We start from the raw sequence: 13,204 nt of genomic DNA, 5'->3' as shown, positions 1-13,204 counted from the left end.
AAGTCAGCTTTCTGCCAGTACTGTTGATGAAGTATTAAGAAGTATTTTGATTGGGGAAGAGGATACCAGCCTATTTTCTGTGAATGAACAAGGTTATTATCAACTTGGACTTATCAAAGGACATGCTTTGCCAGTAGAGAATGTGCGTTACATCGGAAGAACGGCAAGAAAACGATTTAGAGAAGAGCAAATCGAACGATTCGAGAAAGAGCTTGAAGAACTCCGGGATAAGAAAATAGTAATCAGTAACAGGATACGCGACATTAATGACGTAATTACTGTTGCAAAAAATAGTCTGGACGACTTTCCTAAAGATGCAGATTTACAGGAAAGCTTCCGCCATATCGAAAAAGCGCGCTTTGATATCACACAGTTTAAACAGCGAATTCAGCATCTTTCAGAGCAAATCAAAGAAATTCATCAGCACTATTCAAAAGTCAAAGGTATTATTGATGAGAAGATACGCCAATTTAATATTGAACGAAGTCTAAAAGCCTATCAGCAAGCAGTATCTGTCATGAAACGATACCAGAAGGATTTGTTCGGCTTAGAGAAACAGCATATACAATATGTCAATGAAGCGAAACGAATGGTCGATAAAGAAGACCAGCTTATGGAGCTTAGAGAAGGTATTGACGAATTGCAGGGTGATGTGAATGTCTCAACCAGTCAGGCAGAGACTCACAAGCAAAATATTCATCATATGGAACAACAGCTGGATCTCGAAGGAGCAGCAGATATTCGTAAGGAAATAATCGAAGTACAGGAACGTCTAAAGGAAATTAATGATAATCTTAAAACAAAAGAAATCACCAAGCCCACCAAAGAAACCGAGCTTAATCATCAACTTAAAGAGCTTGACAGGAAACAGATCCAGCTTCAGTTTTGGAGGAATATGACAGAAGCATGGAAAGGCTCTTTTAAAAAAGAAGTGCACCGTGATTTTATCGAGATCAATAAAGAGCATACATGGTTACAAATCGCAGAGAATCTATTGAACGAATATGGTGTGTTATGGCGCGAAAAAGACAGTAGTAAACTATTAGGTCAGTTAACACAGGAATTTTTTAAACAGCAGACAGATTTAATGGAATACCGAATGAATAGTTATGATACACCGCGGGACATGGCAGAATGGATGAAAGAAGTGGATTATGAAGAACAGTCTCCACATATCGAGAAGTGGAAGAATAAGGCGACACGTCGAATTATTGATCTACATTATCAAGGGAAACAGATTAGTCCATATACCGTGCAAGAGTATATTGAAGCAGATCAGGCAAGACAGGAGAGTCTGCTGAATGAACAGGATCAGGCATTATATGAGGAAATATTGTTTAATTCGGTTGGTCAAAAACTACGCGCCCGTATTCGGCGTGCAGAGCAATGGGTAAAAAAGATGAAGAGTTTAATGGAGTCGCGCGATACCTCTTCAGGTCTTTCTTTTTCGATTAAATGGAAACCGAAAACCGCTGATTCAGAGACAGAACTGGATACTGTTGATCTTGTCCACCTATTAAGACAGGATCCGAAGTTGCTAAAAGAAGAGGACCTGGAAAAGATTAGTGAGCATTTCCGTTCAAAGATTGCCAAAGCCAAAGATTTAATGGATGATCGCAGTGAACTGCAAACTTTGCTGCAAGTGTTGAAAGAAGTACTCGATTATCGTAAGTGGTTCTACTTTGTACTATATTTCCAGCGGGAAGGCGAAAATAAAAGAGAATTAACGAATAACCAATTCTATAAATTTAGTGGCGGGGAAAAAGCGATGGCGATGTATATCCCATTATTCACAGCCTGCTACTCCAGATATTTAGAAGCAGATGACGGAGCACCATATATTATTTCGCTAGATGAAGCATTTGCTGGTGTAGACGAAAATAATATCAGGGAAATGTTTGAGATTGTCGAGCAGTTAGGATTTGATATATGATGAACTCTCAAGTATTGTGGGGGGGAGATTATGATACGATTCATCAATTATCGATCTGCGAATTAATCCGTCCTAAAAATGCTGATTTCGTGAGTGTGATCCGATATTATTGGGATGGTAACCAGCTGAATATGGAGACAAAGCTGGGATCAGAAGACGAAGTGCTGGAATGAAGGTGATTAGATGATAGAAGATGCGATCCACTATTTTGCCGGCGATAAAACCTATCGCCGTCTCTTTTTACTTTTTAAAGCAAAGTATAAATCTCTTGGAAGAGTTGGTGGCACTATTACCGTAGATGCTTTTACCGATAAGGAATTAGAGGTAATTGGCCGTTTCTTTGGCAAAACTGGTAGTGAATTAAGACAAAAAGGAAAGATCTCATTAGAACAATTCAACAGACAATTAAACAAGACACGATTTGCAGGAATCGATTTACAGCAATTACTGGAAGCCTATTTTGATGAGACGCTTATCTCCAATAAAGAATTACAGCAAAGGAAAGAACAAAAGGTTCAAGATTCGATTAAAGAGCTGAAAGATCACTTTCCGGAACTAAGATTTTGGCTGGAATATATTCAGCATAAGACAGCAGATACCTATTGGATATTTCGACTGATCGAAAAAGACTTTGATCAATTTCAAAGAATGTTGCGTCAGTTAGCCTCCGCTTTTTCTCAAATACCTGAAAAATATGAAAGATTACCAATGTTTAGCCAACGAATCACACGAAACCCACATGCATTTGATCTCAATACAGTATTAGGTAAACTATTGATTCACCTGCTGTCTCTAAATAGTAATAAAGGTGAACAAGTAGTGGTACCATCAACAAGTGAAGCAATCAATGATCTTCTACTTCAGTATCAGTTACTAAGGGATGATATTACCAATTATGTAACATGTGCAAATCTTTTAGCAGAAACAAAACAAGAAGTCCATTCAATGTGGAAAGCAGCAGCAGAGACACAAAGTGTGCTGAATGTACCATTAAGAGAGTTAATTAAAGTCGAACGGGTTTTTTCCTCAGGTAAGCAGAACATTATCTGGATTGTGGAGAACTCAGGAGTCTTTTCCAGCTTATTAGATGAAGTGCCACACATTTCATTAATTTGTACACATGGTCAATTTAAATTAGCTGCTTTCATTCTCATGGATTTATTGGTACAGGAAGGCTATCAATTACGTTATGCAGGAGATATTGATCCAGAGGGAATCAGCATGGCAGCAAAAATAGTAGAGCGCTATCCTCAGCATGCCTATCCTTGGAAAATGACTGTTGATGACTATCATTTGTCCATGTCCGATAATCAATTGTCAGAGGAGCGGATAAATAAATTAGATGCAGTTAATGTTAATTCATTACAACCAGTTATCAATGAATTAAAAACATATAAAAAAGCTGGTTATCAGGAAGCATTGGTAGTTGAGATGGTGGAAGAATTACGATTAGAGTGAGTAATTGTTTTAATGGAAATAATGATTTATCCCGTCAAGCGAGCAATATATCCCGTGAAGCCTATTCATTATCCCGTCTACACCATCACATATCCCGTGAAGAGAAAGGCATGCTTGAAAATAAACAATAGAAAAGGTGAATTATTTTGAATCAACTAGTTTTCCTTTGAATAGGGTCTTCTTAGAAACGCTCAGATTCAACTGGCGACTAAACTTCTGCAGTTGTCGATCCTCACTCTCCGTGACAATGGCTATAACAGTTCCTGAGTTAGATCCCAACCGCCCAGTTCTTCCGGAACGATGAATAAATTGTGTCGTATCTTTAGGTAAATCCATATGAATAACATGTGTTATATCAGGGATATCTAATCCTCTCGCAGCAACATCTGAAGCTAGTAGTAAATCAGATTTCCCTTCACGAAATTCATTAATTGCTTTAGCGCGCTCCTGCTTATTGGAGTCACCATGTAAAACTCTTGCATTGATCCCAATATAATCTAATTTTTCTGCCAGTACCGAAAGTGTTGTAATATCTTTGACGAATACGAGTGCTTTCATTTCATGATTTCGTACGAGCTTTCGTAACAGTTCAATCTTATCTCTTGCTTCACAAACAAGATACATATATTCCACATTTGGTCGATCATCTTCTGCATTACCTACCCGAATCACTTCTGGACTGTGCATGATTTCTTTTGCCTTTGATTGAACTGTTTCAGGTAGAGTTGCTGAAAAGACGAGCACTTGCCGTTCACTTAAGGTACTCTTCACAATTTTTTCGATCGTAGATATATGTTCGGGTACCAACAGTTGATCCGCTTCATCCAATACAAGCGTTTTTACTTGATGCATCTTTAATTTTTTCTGGTTAATTAGTTCATTCATTCTTCCTGGTGTTCCAATGACGATTTGCGGTTTCTTTTTTAACTTTTCAATCTGGCGTTTGACGTTTGCTCCACCAATCAGTGTCGCACTTCCAATTTCGCTATCCCTTGACCACTCCTGCACTTCCTGATGTATTTGCATCACTAGTTCATGGGAGGATGCTAAAATAACAATTTGCGTATTTTTTTCGGTTGGGTCGATTTGTTGCAAAAGCGGTAAAAGGTAAGCAAGCGTTTTACCGCTGCCTGTTGGCGACTCAGCAATGATATCTTTCCCTTCGATTATAAAACGAACGGTATGGAGTTGAATGGCTGTTAACTTTTCGAAACTCGATTTATCCCATGCGGTTTGAAGAAATGGTTTTAGGTCGGGTAATACTTCGCTTAGTGATTGAGTTTTATTCATTTGTGTCATGCTCCTTTTATTGCATCAATTCGTGCATCTCTATTCAGAGTAATGCCGATTACTAGATACGTCAACTTGTATCATTATTTTGGGATAAATCAAGAGATCGCATTTGGAACAATGAGAAATTGATCTCCTAAAAATCGCTTGAAGCACTTAGACCTGATTTTCTTTTTCAGGATAATCGCAAAATTCTATAATGGTGCCTTCTGTATCAGCAGGGTTGAGGTAAATAAGACGTCTACCATGCTTGTTGGTTCTTCTTGTGTCTTCCATTACGCGAATACCTTGTTCGTTAAGCTCTATGATCGCTTCGTCAAGATTTGCTACCCGATAAGCGATGTGATGAACACCCTTGCCTTTTTGCTTTATAAAGCGGGCGATGGGGGGAGGTAGCGTTATTTGTTGGCATTAATAATTCTGTACGTGCTCCCTTTATATCCATGATCGCAATTTCACTCTCCACACCGATTGCCTCACTTCGGTAACGATCAATTAAGGTGCCGCCTAGGATTTGTTGGTAAAAGACAATGCTTTCCTCTAAATTTCTGACAGCAATACCTAGATGGTCTAATTCTTTTTCCATAATGCATCTCCTACTGGTTCTGATATAATGATTATAACATGTAGCTATAGATCCTGCAGTTAGCAGGAAATTGTGAATGGGATGCGATCATGGTTATTCCAGTATTTCATATTTTTGACATCGATAAAGTGGAAGAATTTTATCAGCATTTACGGGAGGTAATATCGTCATGAAACAAAACAAGTATGATGACCCTCACTTTTTTTCAGCATATGAAAATATGCCACGGTCAGCTAAGGGGGGGTTAGAAGCAGCAGGTGAATGGTATGCGTTAAAAGAGATGCTTCCGGATTTAGAAGATAAGCATGTGCTGGATTTAGGCTGTGGCTTTGGCTGGCACTGCAGATATGTGCGCGAAAATGGAGCAGCGTCTGTAACAGGCGTAGACATATCAAATAAAATGCTTGAAAAGGCAAACAGGATGACTGAGGATAACGCCATAACTTATATCAAGCTGCCGATAGAGGAAATAGATTTTGAAGTGGAGCAATTTGATCTCGTTTTCAGTTCATTAGCCTTTCACTATATCCAGAACTTTGATTCGCTTTGTGAAAAAGTCTACAAATATCTTGCTCCAAAGGGGGGGAACTTTGTATTTTCTGTGGAGCATCCGATATTTACCGCTCGCAGTGAGCAGGATTGGTATTATGATATGGAAGAAAATCCGCTTCACTGGCCGTTGGATCACTATCATTCAGAGGGGGGGAGCGGAATACCACATTTCTAACTGAAAATGTAGTGAAGTATCATAGGACGTTGGCTACTTATATCAATACGCTAATTCATTCAGGTTTTTCAATAAAGGAAATAAAGGAGTCGAAACCTTCCGAGCAAATGCTCGTAAAAGATCCGACTCTAGTAAATGAACTGAGAAGACCGATGTTTTTAATGATAGCTGCAGAAAAATAACTCATAAAACTCATTTGCTACTCCGCACACAACAACTACGGAATAATTTCCATTTTTAGATGGATCTGTCCAAGGCTTATATACTTGAAATCATATGTCATCTGTACACTTTGTGTTTCAGTTGGCTATTAAAATTACACTTTCTGTCATACAAAAGTAGATTGTTATTTTATGATCATGTATTGGTTCCTTTATTTCGATGATAATGTTTACTTGCATTTGCGCGATTCCCACATTGACTAACATCGCACCATCGCCTGGACATGTTGCGGCTGCTGTCATAGAAATACATAATGCAATTAGTACTGCTGCACTTTTTAATTCGGGAGTGTTCTACGTCATTAAGCAGTCGTAACGTCTGATCTGCAAAATAACCCACCAGATTTCTTGCTGAATAACTGCGAACTATACTCACTTTATTTTCGTTAATTATTAACCGATCGTACCCGGCATTCTGTCGAAGTTTATCATTCATATATTCTACCCATAAATGGTTTGGCAACTGTCCCACCATGAGGTGATCTACCATTTCCTCGAGTTTGCTGCGAACATCAAGTACCTCCGTAACGAGTATCGATTTATCTTGGTCACTTAAATTTGTCAGATCTTCCATATAGGGCAATACCCCAAAAGCGTCCAGCCAACACTCTATATCTGTAAATGATTCAAGCAGTTCAATACGTTGATCTTTCTTTATTAACCGTGTGTTCAAAAAGTTAAGAGCTGGATGGTTACCAACGTTTGTAAAATCATTAATCATAAAAATCACCCCCCCATATTATCATAAAACATAATATGCTAAAACGCAATTGACATAGTAGAAAATTCTGTTATTATAATAAGTGAAATACAATTTTGCTTATTAAAATTTAAAGGAGCTATGAAAAATGAAAATAAGTTATTGTTATCAGAAGGTCGACAATACCAATGTATTTTACCGAGAGGCTGGACCAAAGGATGCACCCGTCATCCTATTACTACATGGATTCCCAACGTCGAGTCACATGTTTCGCGAACTTATACCCGAACTTGCAGCCCACTATCATGTAATTGCACCTGATCTTCCGGGTTTTGGTAATACAGTTGCACCGCCACGTGAAAATTTTCAATACACATTCGAAAATCTATCTGGTGTTATAAAGCGTTTCACTGATGTCATCGGTCTGAATCGTTATGCATTGTACGTTTTTGATTATGGTGCTCCAGTAGGCTATCGATTGGCTGTAGCTCAACCAGAACGGATTACAGCTATTATCAGCCAGAACGGAAATGCGTATAAGGAAGGTTTTAGTGATGAGTGGGGGGGACCATGGGAAGCTTACTGGCACACTCCAACAACAGAAAATCGTGAAGCATGCAAAGAATCTCTTGCTCCAGAAACCATTCGTAACTTTCAGTATCTCCACGGTACCGATGTCAGCGATGTATCTCCGGATGGATATACATTGGATATTGCATATATGGCTCGCCCTGGTGCAGAAGAGATCCAACTTGATTTAATTTTGGATTATAAATCGAATATCAAGTGTTACCCTGACTTCCAATCTTATTTCCGGGAGTACCAACCGCCGTTTCTTGCCGTCTGGGGTAAGAATGATCCTGCATTTCTGCCAGCAGGTGCAGAGGCTTATCGACAAGACATTCCATCGGCTGAAATTCACCTGCTCGATACCGGACATTTTGCACTGGAAACACATGCTTCTGAGATTGGCCATTTAATGAGGAAATTTCTCGATAGTAACCTTGAGACCAATCAGTGAAATAACTGCCATGATTATGACTAAAGTAGACCTTTTATCATAGAAACCAGCTTGCATCGAAACTGAAGAAGGTACAAAGAGGAGCTCATAGTTAATTGATCTTAGCTCTGAGCTCCTTTTAAAACATCAATACGGTTGGTTAGTAAATTTCGCTATGATAGTTCAGTTTACACTTAAGTGTAAATATATATTTTATTTTTTAAAAAAACTAGTTCCTTAGATACTGCAAGATTGAGATAGATAATAGTAGCAGTTAAGTTAAGAAACATCCTCTTCATTTTTCTCTAAGCTGAAGCAAATCATGGTATAATAAAGCTAACCATTTTGGGAGGGAGTACTAAAATGGATAAATATCTAAAGGAATCAATTTCAGTAGATGAGTACTTTCAAATTCGCGAAAACAGTGAAGCATTAGATGAAAAAATGTATGAACAACATGATATGAAAACAGAGACAGGAGAAATTACATTTAACATCCTAGATGGTTTATGCCTGGATCTGAAAAATATTTTTCCGTCTTAATTTCCCACTTTGATCAGCGAATTTTGAATGAATATTTATTGTTTAGAAACCAAATACGTCTTACCGTCACGCTGTTCAACTTTTCTTTCCTTCATTAATTTACCAAGTGCACGTTTGAATGCTGCTTTACTGATCTTAAACGTGTCACGGATATCTTCAGGGTCACTTTTATCTGAAAATGGGATAACACCATTGCTTTCCTCTAATCTTGCCAATATCATGTCAGCATCTTCACCCATACTGTATTTTTTTAATGGTCTTAGTGATATATTAATTGAGCCATCCTCTTTCACATCAATTACGCGACCTTTCACTAGTTCGCCTAAACGTGGTTCTTCTTTTCGTTCGGTGTGATGGATAAACCCACGATATCCTTCTTCTGTTATACATGCAGAACCTTCTCTGTCTGTATCATAGATGCGGCCACTGATGTTTGCGTTTAATAAATCATCTGGTGCTGGTTCGAATAATTCTCTTTCAAAAACTATTTCTGTTGCAGGGAGTGCGAGAAGGCGTCCTTTTCGATCCTTTCCTAATGAAACATACAGTTTATCGCCTATCATTGGCCAGACGTTTTCAAACAATGGTAGATCATCTTTGGATACGAGGATTTCTTTGGTGGTACCAATGTTAACAAATGCACCTAAGTGTGGTAAGACTTCCACAACTTCCGCCCAGCCGTATCTATCGATTTGAATAGCTGGTAATTGTGTCGTTGCAACAGTTTGTCCTTTTTTATCCTGATAAATAAATACCTTAACAGATTGTTCCGCTTCAAGTTCAGTGTCCGTTTCATTATTGTGCAAGAGAATGTCGTCTTCTAAAACATAACCAGTATCAATTTTGCGTAGAACCTCAAGAGTTTGGATCGTACCTATTTGATTATTCATGTTAAAACCTTCTTTCTTACGTTATATGTATTGGAAAAGGGGCACTCTTTCTATAAGAGTACCCCCCCTTTGATTTATAAAGTAACACATAAGATTTATTAATATCCCGATAAATTCGGGTGGGAAATTTCATTAATGGAATTTCGCTTAACCGCGGTACATGTTCCACTGGGTATTTTCTAACTTAAGCAACGTAAGCCCTACCTACTCTTACGTCCTTGCGACCCCCCCTCAGCCGCGCCAGTGTGAATAAGCATCTTCAAAAAAACTTACGTAGAATGCCAGATACACTTATTTGTTACTTCGTTTTTGTTAACTTAAATATAATCTCACAAATGACGATAAATGTCAACTACTTATTATAGAACACAGCTTCTAAAGTGGGTAGTGCAATTTATTATAACTAAAATCTGTTAAAAGCGAAGTTGAACTGACAACAATTTCCTTTTGCACAGTGGTTGACTGCTTCATTATGTTAAAATGAGAGTAAATCTGATTTACAAAAGGAAGTGTATGACATGAAAGTACTATTTATTGGTGGTACAGGCCTTATAAGCAGTGCTGCTACGAAACTGGCAGTGGAACAAGGAATCGATCTTTATTTGCTTACCCGTGGAAAAAGAGATGCATCTGTACCAAAAAAAGCTACCATGATTCACGTAGATATCAATAATCGTGAAGAAATGAAAGCGCTATTAAAAGATAAGCACTTCGATGTTGTCGTTAATTGGATTAATTTTTCTCCTAAAGATATAGAGCGGGATATCGCCTATTTTAGCAGAAAGACGAATCAATATATTTTTATTAGCACAGTTGCTACGTATCAAAGCCCCCCTGCCTTTTACAAATTGGATGAATCGACCCCCCCGCAGAACAATCCAGTCTGGGATTATGCTATAAATAAGATTGCAAGTGAGGAGCGGTTGATGAAGGAATACCGTGACCATTCCTTTCCTATCACCATCGTCCGGCCGTCTCACACATATGGTGACACGACTATTCCCTTTGCGGTCTCAAGTGGTGCACATCCATGGACACTGGTCGATCGCATAGAAAAGGGTAAAAAAATAATCGTACCTGGGGGGGACGGAACTTCCTTATGGACCATTACCCACAACAGTGATTTTGCAAAAGGATTAGTTGGACTATTTGGAAATATGCAGACGATTGGTCATGCTTTTCATATAACGTCTGATGAAGTGAAAACATGGAATCAGTACCTTGATGTGATAGGTGATGCGGTAGGCGTTGAGCCTAAGCCCATTCATATGACCACAGAATGTATCTCCCTGTTTATGCCTGCATTCAAGGGACCATTATATGGAGATGCAAGCAATAGTTTTGTTGTCGATAACCATAAGATTAAGACGTTTGTTCCAACGTACATGGCAACGACAAATTTCGAAACAGGAATTCGTCAATCGATCAACTATTTTAGAAATAATCCGGAACTGCAAACCGTTGATGAACAATTAAACGAAAAAATGGATTTTGCGATTGATTCTTATGAGACATTTTTGGCAAGCATTAAATAGCAAAGGTAAATTAGGGAAGACCGAAAAAGCCTATTGGCGAGTGGTAAGCTGATTTCAAAGGTTTGTTAAATAGGGTTAACCTGATATTTTTTTATTATTTCTAAAACATAGGGGTTGAAAAATGTGCAGTTAATTTGTAAAAGCACCTATTTAATCTCTTTGTCTTTCAACAATTAGCTAAAGATTAATAACATTAGAGATCATACATGTTGATAAGTATGATCTTTTTTAGAATAATTTAAGGATTTATTCAAAAAACTTCTTATGCATTTTCTGGTTTGTAGTAATTCAGACTATCCTGGAATTACCTGTAGTAAAAATAATGACAAAGACATAAATCTGCTCCAGTTTCATATAAATGAATTAATCATAACTGACTGGGGGGATATGTATGTCAAAGGCAACAGAGTTGGAAAAGTCTTCTGAAGTTTCTGAAGACATGTTAAAGAAATACTATGATTTAAACCTTCAAAAAAGAGAATTAGAGAAGGAAATGAATCAGATTAAAAAGCAAATTCACAACTATCTGGATGTAACCTTTAGGAATGAGCAGAAAGGGGAAGTGAAAAGAGGCAAATATAAAGCACAGCGTACCATTCGTTCTTCCATTAGCTACGATGAAGAAAAGACAGTACAGAAATTAGAGGAATTAAATTTAGAAGACTTTATCTTACAGGTAAAACAACCAGACACTGAAAAACTGGAAGCAGCAATAAAGATTGATATAGTAAAAGAAGAAGATTTCAAGGATTGTAAACTGAATAAACGGTCTCAAGCCATTACGGTTAAGGAATTAAGTATATAGATAGGACACTGTTTGGATTTCGATGATCCAAACTTTTTTTATTTAGAAACTCGAAGATTGTTGTAGCTATTATAATGGAGGTGTTGTTATAATATGGTAAAAGATTTTTTAGATAAAGGTGATAATTTTGATAAAAAATTTGAAAAATTTAGGTTGGAAAAAATTATTGATCTATAGTATTTCAATTGTCATTGTATTTATCGTATTAGGCTTTACTATAATGTTTGGTACGCTATTATTATTAGACCAATTCGACAATCGTTACCAAGATCCAGAAACGTACGGGATGGATAATTGAAGCTATTATTTTAGCTGATGCCCTATTTGAGTATATCACTTGGATGAGCAACGTCATCCAATCAGAATTGCGCTACTTACTCCCATTGTCGATCAAATCGAACAAAAATTGTGCTATTGGAACCTACTCTTGAACTCGCCACCAATTGAACTACTCGAATAGATGAAATCCTTTTAAATGGCAAAGCAATTGATGAAAATAATTTGTTGTTAAGTGAACAAGTGAAACAGCGAACATTATATTAGTTCAGTCTTGTATAGTATTTGGAAATGAAAACGCCTGGTGATAAAAAACTTCTTCAGAAACTATGAATTCTCCTAGAAAATGGGATAGAGAGCGTGCCCCCCCGTGGCTCTCCAGAGAAAGAAAAGGGAGTTTGGCGGGAATTGCGGGGCTGTTCACTGGATAAGCGGTAAACTTCCTATCACCCAAGCTCAGACCGGGACGCAGAGCCTGTCCCCCCCGCGTCCCGTAGAAAAAAGCATGAATCGAGATGATTCATGCTTACCCTTTCTTGTTCCATTTATTTCAAATACTGCTTTATTTCTTCTAAGGTTTTATGTTCATATACATTTTCGATAATGGTTTCTAGAGTTGAAATATCTTGTTGCTTTAATTGTTGAACTATATCGTTAGGAACTGGCGCTATATATTTTTCAATTAATCGAACGGAAGTTTTTACCAGGGCGTTAGTTGCACCTTCCTTTTTTCCTTCTTCCTTACCTTTTTGTTCCAAGCGCTCTGCCAAGGTCATTACGATATCGCTCCCTTCCGGAAATGTTTTTTCTACATGGTCTATTATATCATGGATATCGGTTTCGGTAAGTGTATTTGCAGCGTAAAGCAAATACCTCATCCACGTTTCAAAAAAGGTGCTAGCAGTCTGTTGGTCTTCCAATTCGTGCAGATAGTGTAACCCTTGAAGAATCGATGTAATCATAGCGTCATGGTCATGTGTAAATACATCGCGAAACATCAGTTGAATGATTTTCAGCATCGCATTCATTTTCCGATCTTCTTCTTTATATTGTGTTAAGTCATGTAAGAAATATTCAAAATTTGGTATATATTTGTGTACTTCTGCCGGAAGTTGATCATATCCAAAGATCCATTCTCCTAAAGTTGTTCGAAGGTTCCACCTATGTTCCCCCCCATGGTACACGACAAGAGGAATGATAATTGGTAGTTTGTCTGCCTTTTCTTTGATTGCTTTCGTTT

The 13,204-nt window shown here is 37.8% G+C and carries 12 protein-coding genes and 2 pseudogenes; 9 read left to right on the top strand and 5 right to left on the bottom strand.

All coding sequences use genetic code 11. The features are described 5' to 3' along the window. Positions 1-46: 46 nt before the first annotated feature. From JCM21714_RS18750 to JCM21714_RS14840, 3 genes are read left to right on the top strand one after another with little or no spacing between them, the layout of a single operon-like run. On the top strand, positions 47-1,933 hold the full coding sequence (locus JCM21714_RS18750) for an SbcC/MukB-like Walker B domain-containing protein (protein WP_052000773.1): 1,887 nt from the start codon (positions 47-49) through the stop codon (positions 1,931-1,933). Beyond that, positions 1,930-2,106 (top strand): hypothetical protein, encoded by a 177-nt coding sequence (locus JCM21714_RS20230; RefSeq protein ID WP_158413534.1) that lies wholly within the window; start codon positions 1,930-1,932, stop codon positions 2,104-2,106. The genes JCM21714_RS18750 and JCM21714_RS20230 overlap by 4 nt, the downstream gene beginning before the upstream one ends. Positions 2,107-2,116: 10 nt before the next feature. Next, complete coding sequence (locus JCM21714_RS14840) at positions 2,117-3,391, top strand: TIGR02679 family protein (RefSeq protein WP_052000771.1); 1,275 nt, start codon at positions 2,117-2,119, stop codon at positions 3,389-3,391. Positions 3,392-3,532: 141 nt separating this feature from the next. Here JCM21714_RS14840 and JCM21714_RS14835 read toward each other — a convergent pair whose 3' ends face one another. Further along, positions 3,533-4,681 (bottom strand): DEAD/DEAH box helicase, encoded by a 1,149-nt coding sequence (locus JCM21714_RS14835; protein WP_035725515.1) that lies wholly within the window; start codon positions 4,679-4,681, stop codon positions 3,533-3,535. A gap of 156 nt (positions 4,682-4,837) precedes the next feature. Beyond that, positions 4,838-5,267 (bottom strand): annotated as a pseudogene (locus JCM21714_RS14830) (VOC family protein). Positions 5,268-5,436: 169 nt separating this feature from the next. On the opposite strand from JCM21714_RS14830, the pseudogene JCM21714_RS14825 reads away from it, so the two are divergent. After that, positions 5,437-6,176: pseudogene (locus JCM21714_RS14825) on the top strand (class I SAM-dependent methyltransferase). Between the two features lie 175 nt (positions 6,177-6,351). Here the strand turns inward: JCM21714_RS14825 and JCM21714_RS14820 are convergent. Next, positions 6,352-6,936, bottom strand: coding sequence for a CGNR zinc finger domain-containing protein (locus tag JCM21714_RS14820; protein WP_035725514.1), 585 nt, complete (start codon positions 6,934-6,936; stop codon positions 6,352-6,354). Between the two features lie 127 nt (positions 6,937-7,063). Here JCM21714_RS14820 and JCM21714_RS14815 point away from each other — a divergent pair, with 127 nt between their 5' ends. Together JCM21714_RS14815 and JCM21714_RS14810 are read left to right on the top strand one after the other, a co-directional pair. After that, positions 7,064-7,936 (top strand): alpha/beta fold hydrolase, encoded by an 873-nt coding sequence (locus JCM21714_RS14815; protein WP_035725513.1) that lies wholly within the window; start codon positions 7,064-7,066, stop codon positions 7,934-7,936. A gap of 342 nt (positions 7,937-8,278) precedes the next feature. Then, the gene (locus JCM21714_RS14810; RefSeq protein WP_035725512.1) at positions 8,279-8,458 is read left to right on the top strand and encodes a hypothetical protein; all 180 of its coding nucleotides are present in this window, start codon (positions 8,279-8,281) and stop codon (positions 8,456-8,458) included. A 35-nt stretch (positions 8,459-8,493) separates the two neighbouring features. Here JCM21714_RS14810 and JCM21714_RS14805 read toward each other — a convergent pair whose 3' ends face one another. Next, the gene (locus JCM21714_RS14805) at positions 8,494-9,348 is read right to left on the bottom strand and encodes a CvfB family protein (protein ID WP_035725510.1); all 855 of its coding nucleotides are present in this window, start codon (positions 9,346-9,348) and stop codon (positions 8,494-8,496) included. A 518-nt stretch (positions 9,349-9,866) separates the two neighbouring features. Between JCM21714_RS14805 and JCM21714_RS14800 the strand changes: the two genes are divergently transcribed. The 3 genes from JCM21714_RS14800 to JCM21714_RS20225 all read left to right on the top strand — a co-directional run bounded on the left by JCM21714_RS14800 (position 9,867) and on the right by JCM21714_RS20225 (position 11,986). Further along, entirely contained in the window at positions 9,867-10,883 is a 1,017-nt protein-coding gene (locus JCM21714_RS14800) for an NAD-dependent epimerase/dehydratase family protein (RefSeq protein ID WP_035725508.1), read from the top strand. 391 nt (positions 10,884-11,274) lie between these two features. After that, the gene (locus JCM21714_RS14795) at positions 11,275-11,688 is read left to right on the top strand and encodes a hypothetical protein (protein WP_035725506.1); all 414 of its coding nucleotides are present in this window, start codon (positions 11,275-11,277) and stop codon (positions 11,686-11,688) included. Between the two features lie 127 nt (positions 11,689-11,815). After that, positions 11,816-11,986 (top strand): hypothetical protein, encoded by a 171-nt coding sequence (locus tag JCM21714_RS20225; protein ID WP_158413533.1) that lies wholly within the window; start codon positions 11,816-11,818, stop codon positions 11,984-11,986. Positions 11,987-12,509: 523 nt separating this feature from the next. Here the strand turns inward: JCM21714_RS20225 and JCM21714_RS14785 are convergent. Next, a partial coding sequence (locus JCM21714_RS14785) for an Rpn family recombination-promoting nuclease/putative transposase (RefSeq protein ID WP_035725502.1) occupies positions 12,510-13,204 on the bottom strand: 695 nt, incomplete at its 5' end.

This window comes from Gracilibacillus boraciitolerans JCM 21714 (assembly GCF_000521485.1).
Taxonomy (GTDB): Bacteria; Bacillota; Bacilli; order Bacillales; family Amphibacillaceae; genus Gracilibacillus; species Gracilibacillus boraciitolerans.
The sequence above is the reverse complement of the archived record's forward strand: the minus strand, read 5'-3'. Positions and strand labels throughout refer to the sequence as shown.

What these genes read in the sequence shown, in the direction of transcription:
- JCM21714_RS14800 (WP_035725508.1), top strand. Translation starts at nt 9,867, where the DNA reads ATGAAAGTACTATTTATTGGTGGTACAGGCCTTATAAGCAGTGCTGCT.
- JCM21714_RS20230 (WP_158413534.1), top strand. Translation starts at nt 1,930, where the DNA reads ATGATGAACTCTCAAGTATTGTGGGGGGGAGATTATGATACGATTCAT.
- JCM21714_RS14820 (WP_035725514.1), bottom strand. Translation starts at nt 6,936, where the DNA reads ATGATTAATGATTTTACAAACGTTGGTAACCATCCAGCTCTTAACTTT.
- JCM21714_RS14840 (WP_052000771.1), top strand. Translation starts at nt 2,117, where the DNA reads ATGATAGAAGATGCGATCCACTATTTTGCCGGCGATAAAACCTATCGC.
- JCM21714_RS14815 (WP_035725513.1), top strand. Translation starts at nt 7,064, where the DNA reads ATGAAAATAAGTTATTGTTATCAGAAGGTCGACAATACCAATGTATTT.
- JCM21714_RS14810 (WP_035725512.1), top strand. Translation starts at nt 8,279, where the DNA reads ATGGATAAATATCTAAAGGAATCAATTTCAGTAGATGAGTACTTTCAA.
- JCM21714_RS14795 (WP_035725506.1), top strand. Translation starts at nt 11,275, where the DNA reads ATGTCAAAGGCAACAGAGTTGGAAAAGTCTTCTGAAGTTTCTGAAGAC.
- JCM21714_RS14835 (WP_035725515.1), bottom strand. Translation starts at nt 4,681, where the DNA reads ATGAATAAAACTCAATCACTAAGCGAAGTATTACCCGACCTAAAACCA.
- JCM21714_RS14805 (WP_035725510.1), bottom strand. Translation starts at nt 9,348, where the DNA reads ATGAATAATCAAATAGGTACGATCCAAACTCTTGAGGTTCTACGCAAA.